Source organism: Amphritea sp. HPY (genome assembly GCF_050870985.1).
In the GTDB taxonomy this organism is placed as follows: Bacteria; Pseudomonadota; Gammaproteobacteria; order Pseudomonadales; family Balneatricaceae; genus Amphritea.
Genome location: NZ_CP194015.1, coordinates 1252673 through 1268803, shown reverse-complemented (window position 1 = coordinate 1268803; position 16131 = coordinate 1252673). Strand labels below are relative to the sequence as shown.

General features: G+C 48.5%; 14 protein-coding genes. 6 read left to right on the top strand and 8 right to left on the bottom strand.

The window, feature by feature from the left end:
• Positions 1-183 precede the first annotated feature (183 nt).
• Together ACQUQM_RS05540 and ACQUQM_RS05535 are read left to right on the top strand one after the other, a co-directional pair.
• Positions 184-1251: a 3-deoxy-7-phosphoheptulonate synthase gene (locus ACQUQM_RS05540; protein WP_432473491.1), complete on the top strand. Its 1068-nt coding sequence runs from the start codon at positions 184-186 to the stop codon at positions 1249-1251.
• A 277-nt stretch (positions 1252-1528) separates the two neighbouring features.
• Entirely contained in the window at positions 1529-3757 is a 2229-nt protein-coding gene (locus tag ACQUQM_RS05535; RefSeq protein WP_432473490.1) for an NADP-dependent isocitrate dehydrogenase, read from the top strand.
• 87 nt (positions 3758-3844) lie between these two features.
• On the opposite strand, the gene ACQUQM_RS05530 is transcribed toward ACQUQM_RS05535, so the two are convergent.
• Positions 3845-5134 (bottom strand): NAD(P)/FAD-dependent oxidoreductase, encoded by a 1290-nt coding sequence (locus ACQUQM_RS05530; RefSeq protein WP_432473489.1) that lies wholly within the window; start codon positions 5132-5134, stop codon positions 3845-3847.
• A gap of 349 nt (positions 5135-5483) precedes the next feature.
• Here ACQUQM_RS05530 and ACQUQM_RS05525 point away from each other — a divergent pair, with 349 nt between their 5' ends.
• The 4 genes from ACQUQM_RS05525 to efpL all read left to right on the top strand — a co-directional run bounded on the left by ACQUQM_RS05525 (position 5484) and on the right by efpL (position 9177).
• Positions 5484-5957: a carboxymuconolactone decarboxylase family protein gene (locus ACQUQM_RS05525; RefSeq protein WP_432473488.1), complete on the top strand. Its 474-nt coding sequence runs from the start codon at positions 5484-5486 to the stop codon at positions 5955-5957.
• A gap of 108 nt (positions 5958-6065) precedes the next feature.
• Positions 6066-6911 carry a helix-turn-helix domain-containing protein gene (locus ACQUQM_RS05520; protein ID WP_432473487.1) on the top strand — a complete coding sequence of 282 codons (846 nt, stop codon included), beginning with the start codon at positions 6066-6068 and terminating at the stop codon, positions 6909-6911.
• A gap of 570 nt (positions 6912-7481) precedes the next feature.
• Positions 7482-8387, top strand: a complete 906-nt coding sequence (locus tag ACQUQM_RS05515) for a PhzF family phenazine biosynthesis protein (protein WP_432473486.1) — start codon at positions 7482-7484, stop codon at positions 8385-8387.
• Between the two features lie 214 nt (positions 8388-8601).
• Positions 8602-9177, top strand: a complete 576-nt coding sequence (efpL, locus tag ACQUQM_RS05510) for an elongation factor P-like protein EfpL (protein WP_432473485.1) — start codon at positions 8602-8604, stop codon at positions 9175-9177.
• A 555-nt stretch (positions 9178-9732) separates the two neighbouring features.
• Here the strand turns inward: efpL and ACQUQM_RS05505 are convergent.
• The 7 genes from ACQUQM_RS05505 to ACQUQM_RS05475 form a co-directional block, all read right to left on the bottom strand.
• Entirely contained in the window at positions 9733-11262 is a 1530-nt protein-coding gene (locus tag ACQUQM_RS05505) for an FMN-binding glutamate synthase family protein (protein WP_432473484.1), read from the bottom strand.
• A 269-nt stretch (positions 11263-11531) separates the two neighbouring features.
• Complete coding sequence (locus ACQUQM_RS05500; protein ID WP_432473483.1) at positions 11532-12278, bottom strand: phosphate/phosphite/phosphonate ABC transporter substrate-binding protein; 747 nt, start codon at positions 12276-12278, stop codon at positions 11532-11534.
• A gap of 4 nt (positions 12279-12282) precedes the next feature.
• The gene (locus ACQUQM_RS05495; RefSeq protein WP_432473482.1) at positions 12283-12753 is read right to left on the bottom strand and encodes a PAS domain-containing protein; all 471 of its coding nucleotides are present in this window, start codon (positions 12751-12753) and stop codon (positions 12283-12285) included.
• Positions 12754-12843: 90 nt separating this feature from the next.
• Complete coding sequence (locus ACQUQM_RS05490) at positions 12844-13206, bottom strand: roadblock/LC7 domain-containing protein (protein ID WP_432473481.1); 363 nt, start codon at positions 13204-13206, stop codon at positions 12844-12846.
• Positions 13207-13270: 64 nt separating this feature from the next.
• Complete coding sequence (locus ACQUQM_RS05485) at positions 13271-13906, bottom strand: hypothetical protein (protein ID WP_432473480.1); 636 nt, start codon at positions 13904-13906, stop codon at positions 13271-13273.
• Between the two features lie 124 nt (positions 13907-14030).
• On the bottom strand, positions 14031-15386 hold the full coding sequence (locus ACQUQM_RS05480; protein ID WP_432473479.1) for a hypothetical protein: 1356 nt from the start codon (positions 15384-15386) through the stop codon (positions 14031-14033).
• 46 nt (positions 15387-15432) lie between these two features.
• On the bottom strand, positions 15433-15885 hold the full coding sequence (locus ACQUQM_RS05475) for a hypothetical protein (protein ID WP_432473478.1): 453 nt from the start codon (positions 15883-15885) through the stop codon (positions 15433-15435).
• Positions 15886-16131 lie beyond the last annotated feature (246 nt).

Sequence of the window (16131 nt, the reverse complement as noted above, 5' to 3'; positions counted from 1 at the left end):
TAACCTTTTATACCATGTGCAGTCAATCGATTTACGACGATTGTATCACCTCATGCTGCACAGCAGCACTTAACCCTGCCCGGTATATGTGTTAAAAAGGATGTCCTTTATGTAACTTTATATATAACTACGCGCTAACGGCGTTCCGGCAAGCATCTGTCGCAGACGCTATAGGAAAGAACGATGTCTGATAAACGAGTCGAAAACCTCAATATTGAGAGTAATACAGTACTGGTAACACCGGACCAGCTGAAAGCCAAACTGCCTCTGAGTGAAGCAGCCGCTGCAGCCGTTATGGATGGTCGCCAGGTCATCAAAAATATTCTGAAGGGCGAAGACAAGCGTCTGTTTGTTGTCGTTGGCCCATGCTCTATTCACGATACTAAAGCCGCTATCGAATATGGCCAGCGTCTGAAAGAGCTTTCCGCCAAAGTACAAGACACTCTCTATCTGGTTATGCGCGTCTATTTTGAGAAGCCCCGTACGACGGTTGGCTGGAAAGGCCTGATCAACGATCCGCACATGAACGACTCTTTTGAGATCGAAGAAGGTCTGCATATCGGCCGTGAATTGCTGTTGCAACTCTCCGAAGCAGGCCTGCCACTGGCCACTGAAGCGTTGGATCCGATCTCACCACAATACATGCATGATCTGATCTCATGGTCGGCGATCGGTGCCCGCACCACTGAATCACAGACCCACCGCGAGATGTCCAGCGGCCTGTCTGGTGCCGTTGGCTTCAAGAACGGTACTGATGGCGGTCTTACTGTTGCTATTAACGCGCTGGAATCTGTGTCTCATCCACACAACTTTTTGGGTATTAACGAAGAGGGCCAGTGCTCTATCGTTAAGACAAAAGGCAATAAATACGGCCACGTAGTACTGCGTGGCGGTAACGGTAAGCCAAACTACGATTCAGTCAACGTTACCCTGTGCGAACAGGAACTGGACAAAGCTGGTCTGACCAAGAACATCATGATCGACTGCAGCCACGCTAACTCTAACAAAGATCCTGCACTGCAGCCGCTGGTTATGGAAAACGTGACCAACCAGATTATCGATGGCAACAAGTCTATTGTCGGCCTGATGGTGGAAAGTAATCTGGGCTGGGGCAACCAGAAGATGACCGAAAACCCTGAAGACCTGCAGTACGGAGTTTCTATTACCGATGCCTGCATCGACTGGGAAAGCACCGAAAAGACCTTGCTCGAGATGAATGAGAAGCTGAAGCCGGTACTGGCTAACCGCTGATCAGATATCCATCTATAAAAAGGGGCCTCTTCAGGTCCCTTTTTTATTTCCATAATAGAAAGGCTTTGCTGCACCAGCGTTGTAAAACTACAACCATACTATCATTTAGTCGATAATTCCCCGGTAGCAGCGCTATTGCACTTCAGTATTGGTAGTTTTTTAACGTATAATATGCGCGCGGAAAAAATAATCCAAAGGCTTAAACTCTCGTGTATAAGACAATCACAAGTTGTCTTTCTTAAGCCTCTGGCTACCAGCCGAAACAAAAGGGGATACAATGACTACAAATAATCAAACGATTTACTACACCCTTACCGACGAAGCACCTTCTCTGGCAACCTGTTCTCTGCTACCTATTGTAAGAACATTTACTGCTGCTGCAGGCATCGACGTTAAGATTAGTGACATCTCTCTGGCAAGTCGGATACTGTCCACATTCCCCGATAATCTGAAAGACGACCAGAAAGCAGATGACGGCCTTGCCTTCCTCGGCAAACTGACCCAGGACCCAAGTGCAAACATCATCAAGCTGCCAAACATCTCTGCATCTATTCCGCAGCTGAAAGCCTGTATCGCTGAATTGCAAGCTCAGGGCTATGATATCCCTGACTACCCAGAAGCACCTCAGTCAGAATCCGACACTGAGATTCAGAATCGTTACGGTAAGATCCTTGGTAGCGCAGTAAACCCTGTTCTGCGTGAAGGCAACTCTGATCGTCGTGCACCAGGCGCAGTTAAAGCCTTTGTACGTAAATTCCCACATTCAATGGGTAAGTGGAGCAAAGCTTCCCGCACCCACGCCGATTACATGCGCGGCGGTGACTTCTTCTCCAGTGAACAGTCAATCACTACTGAAGAAGCTGGAAATGTTCGCATTGAGTTCGTCGATCAGGCAGGCAACGTTGAAGTAAAGAAAGAACTGCCTCTGGAAAAAGGCGAGATTCTGGACAGCATGCGCATGAGCTGCAAGGAACTCCGTGAGTTCTTTGAAGAATCCATGAATGACGCTAAAGAAACCGGCGTAATGTGGTCCCTGCACGTTAAAGCGACCATGATGAAGGTTTCCCACCCGATCGTTTTCGGTCACGCGGTTACCGTATTCTACAAAGAGCTGTTTGAGCAGTACGGTGAACTGTTTGACAAGCTGGGCGTAAACCCGAACAACGGTATCGGTAGCGTTTACGACAAGATCGCCAGCCTGCCACGCTCTAAGCGCGAAGAGATCGAAGAAGCGATCCACGCCTGCCACGAGCACCGTCCGGAAATGGCGATGGTAGATTCCGTTAAAGGCATCACCAACCTGCACGTTCCTTCTGACGTAATCGTCGATGCTTCTATGCCTGCCATGATCCGTAACGGCGGTAAGATGTGGGGTCCTGACGGCAAGCCAAAAGATACTAAAGCGGTAATGCCGGAAAGCACTTACGCCCGTATCTACCAGGAGATGATCAACTACTGTAAGACCAACGGTGCGTTCGATCCTACTACGATGGGTACAGTACCAAACGTCGGCCTGATGGCTAAAAAAGCGGAAGAGTACGGTTCTCACGATAAGACTTTCGAAACTGAAGCCGGCACCATGCGTGTTGTAGCAGCAGACGGTACCGTTCTGATGCAGCACGAAGTTGAGAAAGGCGATATCTGGCGTGCATGTCAGACCAAAGATGAGCCGGTACGTGACTGGGTTAAGCTGGCGGTTACCCGCGCCCGTCAGTCCGACACGCCTGCAGTATTCTGGCTGGATCACAAACGTGCCCACGACTCACAGCTGATCAAGAAGGTTAATACCTACCTGCAGGATCACGACACTGACGGTCTGGAAATCTACATCAAGACTTACAACCAGGCGATCCGTTACAGCATGGACCGTATGTTCCATGGTAACGACACTATCTCTGTAACCGGTAACGTACTGCGTGACTACCTGACCGACCTGTTCCCAATCATGGAGCTGGGCACATCTGCTAAGATGCTGTCCATCGTACCGATGCTGAAAGGCGGCGGTATGTACGAAACAGGCGCCGGCGGTTCTGCACCTAAGCACGTACAACAGGTTGAAGAAGAGAACCACCTGCGCTGGGATTCTCTGGGTGAGTTCATGGCTCTGGCGGTATCGCTGGAAGACATGGGTATCAAACAGAACAATCCACGCGCCGCTATCCTGTCTAAAACACTTGATGCTGCAACCGGCAAACTGCTGGAGAATAACAAATCTCCATCACGTAAAACCGGCGAGCTGGATAACCGTGGCAGTCACTTCTACCTGGGACTGTACTGGGCACAAGCGATCGCTGAGCAGACTGAAGATGCAGAACTTGCAGCACAGATTGCTCCTCTGGCTAAAACACTGGCTGAAAACAAGGATAAGATCCTTGCTGAGCTGAGTGAAGTCCAGGGTACTCCTGCTGAACTGGGCGGTTATTACCACGCTGACCGTAACAATGTGAAGAAGGTTATGCGCCCTAGCGCTACCCTGAACGCAGCACTGGCAGCGGCTAACGCTTAATACTTAGCTTTGAGCTAAACTAAAAAACCCGGAACAGTTACCTGCTCCGGGTTTTTTATTGGACGTGATAAATGAAAGAATAATAGATCAGTGCAATTTCATCTTAGGCTTAACACTACTGCCGATCTTCTGTGCAAAATACACCGCCGAGGCTTTCAACCAACCGTGTATCGCCACCTGATGCATCCGATAGAGAGAGATGTACACCAACCTTGCCAGACGCCCTTCGACAAACATCGAGCCCTTGGTCAGATTCCCCATCAGACTTCCCACAGTGCTATAACGGCTCAGATTAACCAGCGAACCGTGGTCTTTATAAACATAACTCTGCAGTGACTTGCCTTGCCGACCCAGCATAATATTCTTATACACCTGACTCGCCATCTGATGGGCCGATTGCGCCCGCGGCGGGACCCAACTTCCATCCGGTTGCTCACAGGAACAGCAGTCACCGATCACAAAAACATCATCATCTACCGTACTCTGCAAACTTGGCTTTACCACGATCTGGCCATTACGGTTTGTTTCAAATGCATCTATCCGCTGAATAAAATCAGGCGCCTTTACACCGGCAGCCCAAACCTTAAGGTCTGCTGCGATCAACTCACCCTCATTGGCTATAAAGCCATGTTCATCGGCACTGGTTACTCGCACCCGCTCATGGATAGTTACACCCAGCTTATTAAGCTCGCGCTTAGCTGCTGCGGCAATACGCTCCGGCAACGCTGGCAGTATTCTTGGCCCCGCCTCTATCAGATCGATTCTGAGACGTTTAGCCGACATATCCGGCATACCGTAAACTTGTAACAGGTCAGCCACATGATTAAGCTCTGCCGCCAATTCAACCCCGGTAGCGCCACCACCGACGATTGCCAGACGCAACTCGGCTTCGGAGGACTGCTGATTGATCTTCAGAAACTGATTCAGCAGCGCCTGATGAAAGTTCTCAGCCTGCTGGTGCGAATCAAGGAAGTAACTATGTTCGGCAACGCCGGGCGTACCGAAATCGTTACTCACACTTCCCACCGCCATCACCAGCGTATCATACGCCAGATCGCGCTCAGGCAGCAATTCCCTGCCCTGCTCGTCATTCAACGCTTGCAACCTGATAGTCTTTTGTTGCCTATCTAAACCGAGCATAGCGCCCAACTGAAACTGATAGTGATGGGCACTGGAATGCGCGCGATAGACAACACCATCACTGTTAATGTCTAAAGAACCGGTGGCAACTTCATGCAACAACGGCTTCCAGATATGGGTACGGTTACGATCAACCAGAATAATATTGGCCTGCTTCTTCTTGCCTAGCTTATGCCCGAGTCGCGTTGCAAGCTCAAGCCCACCGGCGCCTCCTCCTACGATAACGATAGTTTTCATTGGTAATCCTCAAAATAATGTCAGGTTAATACTCGCCCCTTCACCCCTCAGGAGAAGCACTAACCTGACCTATCTCGAACACATAGTTTCGGTAACTTTTTGGGAAACGGTAACGCCCTTGCAACAGCCCCACCGATCTTTTAGATCCAAATAACCTAAACCTACTCCTGAATAGTCGTTTTTAGAATAACCCATCAGAACCATTCAGGTATAGACCTTGGTCTAATAAATAAATGAGTCAAGCGTTGAATATTAAGCTCGAAAAACAGCCCTGCATGTCGAAAAGATACAATACGCCAACTAATGACACAGCTAATCTACTGCTCAACCTAAACAGATCAGGAGCAATATGATGAGCCAACGTATCGACTTTTTTAGCGCCGCACCGCAAGGGCTGCAGCAGATGTTAAACCTTGAACAATATATTGGTAGCTGCGCTGAGCGGGGAAGCCTTAACAACACTCTCATCACGCTAATCAAACTGAGGGTATCTCAAATAAACGGCTGTGCTTATTGCATCGATATGCATACCAAGGAAGCTAAAGCTGCCGGTGAAACCGAACAACGGCTCCACCTGCTTTGCGCATGGCGCGAGACCTCTTTTTATTCTCAGCAGGAACGCGCCGCGCTGGCATGGGCTGAAGCAAACACCCTTATCGCAGAAAACAATATCGACGATGATCTGTATCAAGCTACTCACCAGCAGTTCAGCGAATCACAGATGGTCGACCTGACATTAGTGATTTGCACAATAAACAGCTGGAACCGTTTAGCCATTAGCTTCCGTTCCGAGCCGGGCAGCTATCAACCGGGCGGCCATTAAGCGATTAACACCCTTTATCTAACAAGCGGCAACTATTCGTAGTTGCCCTGATCACAACCCATTCAATGCCGCTAGTACAACCAGCATAAAAGGTGCTACTTTGACTCTATGCAAAAAACCTCCATGCCTCATCACGCTATTTCACAGCTTTCACAGATAAACTTCAGGCAATTTCAGCCTGGCCGCTTGCTTCGCCCCTATGTCCAGAGCTACTGGAGCATAAAGCGGCCGGCTGGTGGTACAGCACTGCCTACTTTTTTTCTGCATCCCGATGGCGGTGCGGGCCTGGTTTTCAATTTTGGCTCTGTCTGGTCACTGAATGGCGAAGCATTTAAAACCCCTTACCTGTTCAGTGGCCCGACACAGCAGACTTCCGCACTGAACCTATACAACGATGTTGATGCGATCGGCATACGTTTCCACCCGGGAATGGCTTACCCATTCATGGAACAACCCCTGGCTGAACTTCGCTCCCACCTCAGCGACCCACTCTCTTTCGCCACCCGATTTTCAACCGTCGATCTGGCCGATCAGCTTTTCGACCAGCCTTCTAATCAGGATCAGACGATCGACCGGATTTCAGTTATTGAACAGCATTTATCTGATTGCCTGAGATATACCACAAACAGCGCCATCGATATCAGACAACCACTAAACTGGCTCAACCTGCACAAAGGACAGGCCAGTATTGAAGAACTGACCAGAGCATGCTCAATCAGCCAGCGCCAGTTGGAGAGGCTCTTTCAACGCGAAGTTGGCATGACTGCAAAGCAGTACAACAAACTGCAACGGGTCAGGAACAGCCGTGAACTGATCCGCACGCAACGCCATAACAGCAGTCTGAGTGACATAGCACTCATCAGCGGCTACTACGACCAGGCGCACTTCATTAGGGAGTTCAAGTCAGTAATAGGCATCACCCCGGGGCTCTTCATGAGCAAACTGAATGAATAACGCCACAGTTGTATATCCTTAAAACTGCAGCGGTATCAAAACATAAAAGCTGCCAGAACGCGGCTTCGCCGCTTGCCAGATCGGAAGGCATGCCTTCTGCTAGTGGCTAGAAAAAGCATTAAAAACCTTCTTTATGCAGATAGATATCCAGATGACAGGTTTGCTCCCTGTAAGAATGGTAGGCGGCCTGAGAGAAGCGAAGCCCAACAAGTTGTAACTGAAAAAACCTTTAACCCATTCCCTGGTGGCCACCTTATACTCCGTAAGATTGTGAGGCCTGGCAACAGGAGGCTACCCTCCGATCCAGCACTACAGCATACGGTTTTCGGCAAAAACCTGCAGCCCAACCACCCGCCCTAAACCAGGCACTCAAGGCTCTTTAACTCCATTAAACGGTAGTTGGAACAGGTCTTGCTTTGTTCATATGTAACAAAATAGTGAATGATTCCTACAACTTTGACTATTTTTTGCTCGAAATCGGGCGGTGCTGCTTTCTGGTGCACCAAGATAGTGATTTTTATAAAGAGTATTGACGAACTGTTTCTACGAAATAAAACCAAGGGCCGAGCGATGGATTACCAGTATTTTACAACCGATGTTTTTACCAATAAAAAGTTCAGCGGCGCACCAATAGTGGTCTTCCCCAAGGCTACAGGCTTGTCAGATCGGAAAATGCTGCAACTGGCACAGGAGATGAATCATCTACAAACCGTATTTGTTCATCCATCTGAAGAGGTTAATAAGCCCAGACTGAGAGTCTTCACCCCACACGGAGAAGTACCTGTCGGTAGCCATACAACCGTCGCTGCTGCACATGTATTGGCAAAACTGGACGCCACTGCTGCCGAATGCGATGCCTTTGTATTCGAACATAATTCCGGTTATATCGAAGCCCATGTCGATAAAAAACAGCAAGAGCCTGTTTTTTCACAAGTATCTCTGACAGTGCAGCCTTTCGTTGATCATTACACTCCGACGATTGCAGAAATTGCCGATATGCTGATGCTAACCATTAATGATATCGAACAACTGAAATACAAATCGATGCAAGTGGCTACCGATACCCGCTACCTGATCGTACCACTGCGTAGCTTAGATGCACTGAAACAAGCAAAATTTAATCTCGCAGCCTGGGGTCGCACTTCTGCCGCTTCTTCTCTGGTAGAAGAAATACTAATATTCTGCGTTGAAACAGAACTTAATACCGCCGACTTCCACTTCCGCCTGATCGGCCCTGAAATCGCCAACAACTCCAACCCAGCAGTAGGCGGAGTAATACCAGCGTTTAGTGCATATTTATGCGCAGACAAAAAAGCACGCAAAGGCACCAATATGTACTCAGTAGAACGCGGCTATTCAGACTCCCGTCAAAGTATCCTGAACGTAGAGTTTGACCATAAAGAAGAGGAGCAGCTAACCGTTCGTATAGGCGGTGAAGCAGTTATCTCGACCCATGGCGAAGTGAATATCAATTAACCTGATATAACCGAGTCAAAACCTTTTTCCATTTAAAACAGCCCACACTTAAGGACGGTGTGGGTGGTATAACCCCAATCGGCAGAGCTCACGGGACGAATACATATCACTAGTTCAGATCATGAAGCAGAAATCCTAACTATCCATTTGCGATTTCCTATAGACTAAGCGCTAATGATATTACTTCTGAACTTCTATCCCAGAGCGAGTTAACATGCCGAAAGCAAGTGAAATAAAGAAAAACGCAGCTATCGAAATTAACGGTGAAGCTTATATTGTTCGCGACATTGAGCGCTCAGTGCCACAAGGCCGCGCAGGTGGCAGTCTCTACCGCATGCGCATGTACAACGTTGCAACCAACGGCAAGATAGATGAAACCTATAAAGATTCAGATATGTTAACCCTTGCCGACCTGATCCGACGCGCGGTGACGTTCTCGTACTCCGATGGCGATGAATATGTGTTTATGGACAGCGAAGATTATTCGTCATACAGCCTCAACAAAGACAGCATTGCGGATGAGTTATTGTTCATTACTGAAAACACTCCAGGATTGCATGTCATTCTCGTCAATGACGCCCCGGTTGCACTTGACCTGCCTGCAGCCGTTGAACTCGAGATTGTTGAGACCGACCCATCAATTAAAGGCGGGTCTGCAACAGCCAGAACTAAACCAGCCCTGCTTTCAACCGGCTTAACAGTACAAGTGCCTGAGCACATTTCAACCGGCGACAGGATTAAAGTAAACGTAGAAGAACGTAAATTTACCGGTCGTGCCGAGTCTAAATAAGCATTAAAAAAGATCGGGCGCAACGGACTCGCCAGCTTTCGCCGCAAATTCCGGCATTACAAATAAAAACGCGCCCAACGGCGCGTTTTTTTTGCTTCTTCCAGCCACTAGCAGCGGCGCTTGCGCACGATCTAACTAGCAGAACCTGTTCGGCGGCCTGGCCACTCAGACCATACTTACCAGCACACCTATACCTTTTTCGGTGTCCTGCATGGTCAAAATTGCCGTCAGGATAGGGAACCTATCGGTATTACCGGAACGAGTTAGTGCATCACCCAGAGCAGCCGCATCATTTCAACTCATATTGGTAGGATCAACTGACTTTGCCCCCGTAAAGACGGTCTTTCCTGAGCAGGTTGAGAACCTTGTACTTTACCGGACGGCAAGCTATTACCGATTTGAAGCGTTTGTGTTGTCGTATTAATGAACGAAATACTGCTATTTTGATTCCCCCCCTCATATAAGGTTATTACAGACTGCTGCAATACGTATGCAAGAATCGGCAAAACTAAGCCAAAGCGCTTTCTACATACCAGTAAAGCCCTTACAGAATGCCTACTTTGCAGCCCTGTCGGTATCCCCTCTGGATAAAGGATGTGAGCCTTCTTCCGGCACAGGATGTAGCTTATCCATCGCAATAGAGAGCCCATTTTCAGATACTATCTTCACATGATGGCGACGCAGTTTTCGAGGCTCCTTCACGCCACAGGAGTGGGAAATCAGTCCAACACCATAACTAATGTACTTGTGATAGCAACCAACCCGCTCAGCTTTGTCAGTTGAATCCAATCCCTGCTGCAGGCGCGGATTATGTGTGGTGATACCTGTGGGACATGTATCTTTATTACACTGCAACGCCTGAATACAACCCAGAGAGAACATAAAACCGCGCGCAGAGGTCACAAAGTCAGCCCCCGAAGCCAACGCCCAGGCCACTTTAGATGGCACAATCAGCTTACCGGAGGCGATCACCTTTATACGTTTCTTCAGACCACGCTCAATTAACATATCAACCAGCAAAGGCAGGCTTTCTTTCAAAGCTAGCCCTACGTAATCCATGAGCGGCTGGGGTGCAGCTCCCGTGCCGCCGTCAGCGCTATCGATAGTAATAAAATCCGGTGCTTCTTCTTCTCCCCGCCTGACAACCAGATCAAGAAACTTTTCAAGCCACTTGTCATCACCAAGTACTGCTTTAAAGCCAACCGGTTTACCGGTCACATCACGAATTCGATTAATCATGTTTAGCAGATCTTCTGGTGACCGGATATCAGGATGCCCGTTAGGACTGATTGATGCCTGCTCCTGCGGAATCCCGCGGATCGCAGCGATCTCTGCGGTCAGCTTCGCAGCGGGCAGAATACCGCCTTTACCCGGCTTAGCACCCTGGCTCATCTTGATCTCAAACATTTTCACCTGAGGATGCCCGGCAACCTCACGCAGCAGCTGATTGCTAAGTTGTCCATTTTCGTCACGTACTCCGTACTTAGCAGTACCGATCTGAAATACAATGTCACAATTACCCTCAAGATGGTAAGAACTCAGCCCTCCCTCCCCGGTATTCATCCAGCAACCGGCCTTCGCCGCCCCCCTGGATAGCGCTAAAACCGCAGGTTTAGAGATCGCGCCGTAACTCATACCGGAAATATTAAACACCGAACTGGTGGTATATGGATGTTTACAAAACGGCCCCAGGGTGATCTTACTGGTGGGTACCGCATCCTCTTCAAGCGTCGGAAATGCACAATTCATAAAGAGAATAGTGCCTGGCGAATCAAGGTTACGGGTAGATCCGAAGGCAACCATACGATCTACATTCTTTGCAGCACGATACACCCAGCTACGCTCAGCACGGTTGAAAGGCATCTCCTCGCGGTCCATAGCAAAGAAATACTGCCGAAAAAACTCTCCCTGTTTCTCGAACAGATAACGAAAACGGCCTATCACAGGGTAATTGCGCCGGATCGCCTGTTTAGTCTGAGTTACATCCTGTATATAGAGGCAGATAACTATAAACACCACTAAACCGATGCAAAATATAAAGAGGGCCGACATAACCTGCAGACCCCACATAAGCCAAGTAGCCATTACCCACCTCCCCTGCCTAACTCTGATTCTGCAAGAACCCAGGCTGAATCAGCATCCGAATTCAATCTGGGCTACTCAGAATAGAATACACCCCGGGCCAAATAAAAACCTAAATAACCGAAGACCTGACCTGGGAATTTCATACATCAGCAGTGAAGTGGGAATGTATACTACGTTGTAAGCAGCCACAGCGGTTCAAAGCGTGACAGATAAAAAAACGCGCCCTAAGGCGCGTTCTATCCAGCTATTTCGATTAAAAACTTAAGTTTTTAATCGATAAGCGTATCAATCAGGTCGATCATAAACTCGGTCTGCTCCGAGTCCATCGGCTCCCAACCGTCAAAGTCCATGCTTTCCAGCACACCTTTGCCTTTTTCGGTGTCCTGCATGGAAAGAAGGCAGTGCTGCAGCGCAGGCACCTGATCCGCCATACGCGGCCCAACCAGCAAGGAGTGATGAACCACACTGATCTGACTACTGACCAGAACCCGCATTTTTGATCGAATCAGGTCCGACAGCTCATCGTAAGCTTCCTTGAGGAAAAAACCTGCTTCAGCATCACCGTTAAGTAATTTTTTAGCGACGACTATGTAGCTCGCCTGCTCGCTCAGCTCGACATTGGACTTATCCAGATCGGCTGATTCCAGCATAATCATCCCCATGGTATGCACATCAGGATCATCTGTTGTAGCAACACGACTACCAGTGGCCAGGTCTTCCACAGTCTGAAATGCCGAATCGGCATTCACTGCAATAACCGTCTCATCGGACTTACCCGCCGGGCGCGCAATAGCGGTAAAGCCTAACTCTCTTACCAGCATTGAAGCATCGTAGGGATTAGCGTAAATAAGATCAAACTTATCCGCCTTGATATCCTTGCGCTGCTCATCGAAGCAATCGTACAGCTCAAGATGAATACCTGTATCAAGCTGACGCTGTAGCCATGTGTTAAAAAAATACCAACCGGAGATGTGGTCAGGCGCAAAGTCAGGGCTAACCGTTAAATTGTAAGTCATGGTCTTACTCCTCAGCCAACAGGGTTTTGTACAACGCTTCGCTTTCCGCAATCTTACTTCGCGAAGGCTTACGTCTAACCGAGGTATAACCTACTAATTTACCGTTCCGGATATTCGGAATAACGGTCGCTTTTACCCAATAATACGCACCATCCTTACGCAGGTTTTTAACATAACCATGCCATTTAGTGCCCGCATCGATAGTATCCCACAACCCTTTGAAAGCGATCGCAGGCATATCAGGATGACGCAATATATAGTGATTTGTACCGATCAACTCCTCTTCGGTATAACCGGACATATCAATAAATGCCTGGTTCGCATGGGTAATATTACCCTGCGGGTCGGTACGGGATACGATTAACTTGCCGTCAGGATAGGGAACCTCTCTGTCGACAATCTCAGCGGTACGCGTTGATCCGTCGAAATATTTAATCTCGACGGTACGGGTCTCACCTGTGTCTTGATCAGACATACTTCTAGCCTTATTGGTTAAGGCGTCAGCCCGCCTCATCCCTGTTTGTGTGATTCATCCCTGAACACCGACACCTGATTAAAACCACATTTAAAGAATCTTACCGATCGCCTCAGCGGCACGCTTAACGTCCAGGAAAATCAGACCCAGACGGGCATTAGGTTTAGCTACAACAGTCAGTACAGAATCCTGATTCGCATGAGTCATCAGGATATAACCCTCATCACCTTTAACCAGCACCTGCTCAAGATCACCCCGAGTCAGCTCTTTAGACGTACGCTCACCCAGAGACAACATTGCGGCACTCATCGCACCGACACGGTCTTCATCCATAGTTGATGGCAACAACGCAGCAATCATTAAACCGTCGGTCGAAATAACCGCAGAGGCTTCGATATCAGCCGATGTGCCGTTGAGATCACTCAGAATTGATGTAAGCATCTCAGAACGCATAGAACACTCCTTATTAAGTGCAAAGGAGCCCGTCAGGCGGGCCCTGTTTTTTAATCAGAAAAATTTAATATTCAAGATAGCGACGCGCCAGACAACCCAGCAAAGCAGCAAACGCCTGCTGATTCAGTCTTGGCATGTCTGAAATCACCAGACAGAAACGCTGATGACCAATGTGTAGCACCCAGCAACCTATCTGACTCTGGCCTACCGCATTCATAATGCCCCAGGAGTCACCTGCCAGCCCCAACTCACCATTAAGAACCTGCTTATGACGTTCCTGCAATGAGATCAGATCGGCAGCCAGTGCAGCCAGTGTCTCAGATTGCTCAGCCGAATAACCGGTCGAAGAAAGGCAGAAGCCCTGATCGTCAGCCAGCAACGACTTGCCGGAATCGGATAACTGCTTAAGCATATCCGGTAACAACTCTTCCAGCGGCCCACGAGGGATCTCAGGTGGTGCATCCGTCAGCGCTACAAACCCCCGATCAAGTAGTTGCTGGAACAATCCCATGGCCTGGGTTTCGTCCAGATCCGCCAGTTCGGCTACCAGTTCCAGGGAATATAGCAATGCGAAGTCGGTAGATAACAGCTGTAACAATAATGCCCGCGCATCATCAGGTGTAGAATTCAATGTCGCAAAATATGCGCCACTCGGAGTGATCGCAATATAGCGAATTGAATCCTGATTATAATCTCCCACAAATCCCTCACTGGATATACTACAGAAAATACTTACAACGATTCCCTACTACTTATCCTTCATGTCATCCTGACACTACGATTACCCCATACCGGGGCATCGCTGATTGAACTACTTAAAAGTACTACTTAAAGACACCCAACGAGTTGGCTGCCGACATAAATGAAAATACATAGCGCTGATTAATTTTAAGCACTTTAACCACTTCCAGAGCAGACAAACTATGCCGTCCCCAAAGGCTACTGATAGTCGAAGCATGCGGAATCGCCAACAGACGATCAAAATCCAGTTCCGCTGCCAATCGATAGGGTTTTTCAGGATCGAGAGCCTTATTCAGGCGCCCTTTAGAGGTCCACAGAGCGACCTTCCACAGCAGTTGATCCCAGGCTTCAATTGTTACTTTCGACCCCGCGATACTAGGCCGATCGACATCCAGATCAGGGCGGCTCTTCAGGTTCAGCTCCTGATAGCCAAAACGGGTCAGCGCCAGAGGCACTAATAGCTCTTCGCTAAAATCGAAAAGGAAGCAGCCCGGCCCAGGCAGGAATGCCAGAGTGCCCGGCAAGCCTGCTATTTCCACTGGCTGCTGGGTTTTCTGAGCCTCATCGATAGCATCTTTAAGCGCTGCCAGTAAGGTTGAATTATCTTTAAAAAACACTCGGCGGCGCTGCTCCGGCTCATGCATATTGACATCCGGCGCGTTACCACAGCATTCATACACCATTTGATATGAAAGCCTGGCTTTAATTTCCTGCGGTTTCTTTTCTGGTGCTTTACGCTCTTGCGGCAGATCTGCTTGAGATTGGCTCTTGGCAGCAACTTTAGCAGCTGCTTGCCTGGTCACTGTTTTAGCTTTACTTGCAGCGACAGGCTTCGCCGCCTGTTGCTTAGCTTGTTGTTTAGTCTGCTTCTTAGCAGGCACAGAGGGCTTAACGACCTTTTCTGGCGTAACTTGCGGTGTATCTTCGAGCACGAAGCGCTGTCGCACTTTAGATGACAGTTGCTCTCGTGTTGTGCTGTTATGCTGATAATCTTCCATAGCCTGACGGCCGGCTGCAACACGCTTCTGATACTCCTGAAACGCTTTTTCCCCGCCATTCGTAACCGCAGCAGGCAACTCTTTTTCTGCTGAGTTAGCCGGTACAAATTGTTCGCAGGCCTGGCCAATCGCTTTCATCAGGCGCTTGCCTTCCAACGGTTTCTTAAGTGTTACAGCACCTGCAAAAGCATTTTCCGTTGCGGTAACTGCGACTAACGGACGCAGGCTACGGTACTGTTCTAGCACAGGAGTAACCGCCGGATGCTCCATATCGACGATAAGCACATCGGCTTGTTCCATCGGTACCAGAGTGTATTGTTGACCCTGCTGCATAAAAAACAGATTGATCGCAGTACGCGACTGACTCTCGAAACCAGCAATACCAACCCGGATTACACGATTGGCAGCGTTCCTGCTCAGTTTTATTTGCGAAATACCCACAATCATTCCTTTTTTGATCGTTTAATTGCTAAGAGTCTGTTTTTGATCAGGCTACAGAGTAACAACCGTTACACAACATCGAGCGCTGACTCTGTATTTTCAACAGCAGATTCAGCTCACCGGTTTCATCAATTTGTCGCAACAGAGCCAGTTCATCAGCGCGCAACAGGGGAGCCGCCTGATTTAACAGACGTTTGCGCAACGCCTGCCCACGGCCGTTCAGAGTCTGAAACAGATCACTTATTGCACCACTTAACTCTGCCGCGTCATGACAAAGAATAGAAAGATAAACCCGCTGCACATGGCTACGAAGATTATTAGGCTGAGACGCCACCAGCCGGGTAAAATGGTGCAGCAAAACCGATTTATGAGGACCATCATAGATAAGCGACTTGCCCTCCAGTGCAGTAAACAGAGTCTCTATATTGAGTGCACTCATACCTTCTAATTCGGCATTAAGTTCCCAACCTGATATCGCGGCCCATATCGGAGAGTTCACACGCTTATCCTTTACGTCTGATAGTTATTATTCTGTACCTGCATGATCCGATGTAAGGGTTAAACTGGCACTTATTTCCAGAGTCAGAGTAACAATCTCATCGACCAACAGTTTAGTAACGAGCGTTAATATATAAACGCCTGTTTAACTAAATACAAACAGAATTTTCATTCAAAGCAGCACCATCATACTTTTTTTGCGCCCGGTTACCCCCCCAAAACAACCAATTCTTGATCTATATCAGCA

Coding starts and splice junctions, on each gene's coding strand:
- ACQUQM_RS05540 (WP_432473491.1), top strand. CDS start 184: ATGTCTGATAAACGAGTCGAAAACCTCAATATTGAGAGTAATACAGTA.
- ACQUQM_RS05535 (WP_432473490.1), top strand. CDS start 1,529: ATGACTACAAATAATCAAACGATTTACTACACCCTTACCGACGAAGCA.
- ACQUQM_RS05530 (WP_432473489.1), bottom strand. CDS start 5,134: ATGAAAACTATCGTTATCGTAGGAGGAGGCGCCGGTGGGCTTGAGCTT.
- ACQUQM_RS05525 (WP_432473488.1), top strand. CDS start 5,484: ATGATGAGCCAACGTATCGACTTTTTTAGCGCCGCACCGCAAGGGCTG.
- ACQUQM_RS05520 (WP_432473487.1), top strand. CDS start 6,066: ATGCAAAAAACCTCCATGCCTCATCACGCTATTTCACAGCTTTCACAG.
- ACQUQM_RS05515 (WP_432473486.1), top strand. CDS start 7,482: ATGGATTACCAGTATTTTACAACCGATGTTTTTACCAATAAAAAGTTC.
- efpL (WP_432473485.1), top strand. CDS start 8,602: ATGCCGAAAGCAAGTGAAATAAAGAAAAACGCAGCTATCGAAATTAAC.
- ACQUQM_RS05505 (WP_432473484.1), bottom strand. CDS start 11,262: ATGGCTACTTGGCTTATGTGGGGTCTGCAGGTTATGTCGGCCCTCTTT.
- ACQUQM_RS05500 (WP_432473483.1), bottom strand. CDS start 12,278: ATGACTTACAATTTAACGGTTAGCCCTGACTTTGCGCCTGACCACATC.
- ACQUQM_RS05495 (WP_432473482.1), bottom strand. CDS start 12,753: ATGTCTGATCAAGACACAGGTGAGACCCGTACCGTCGAGATTAAATAT.
- ACQUQM_RS05490 (WP_432473481.1), bottom strand. CDS start 13,206: ATGCGTTCTGAGATGCTTACATCAATTCTGAGTGATCTCAACGGCACA.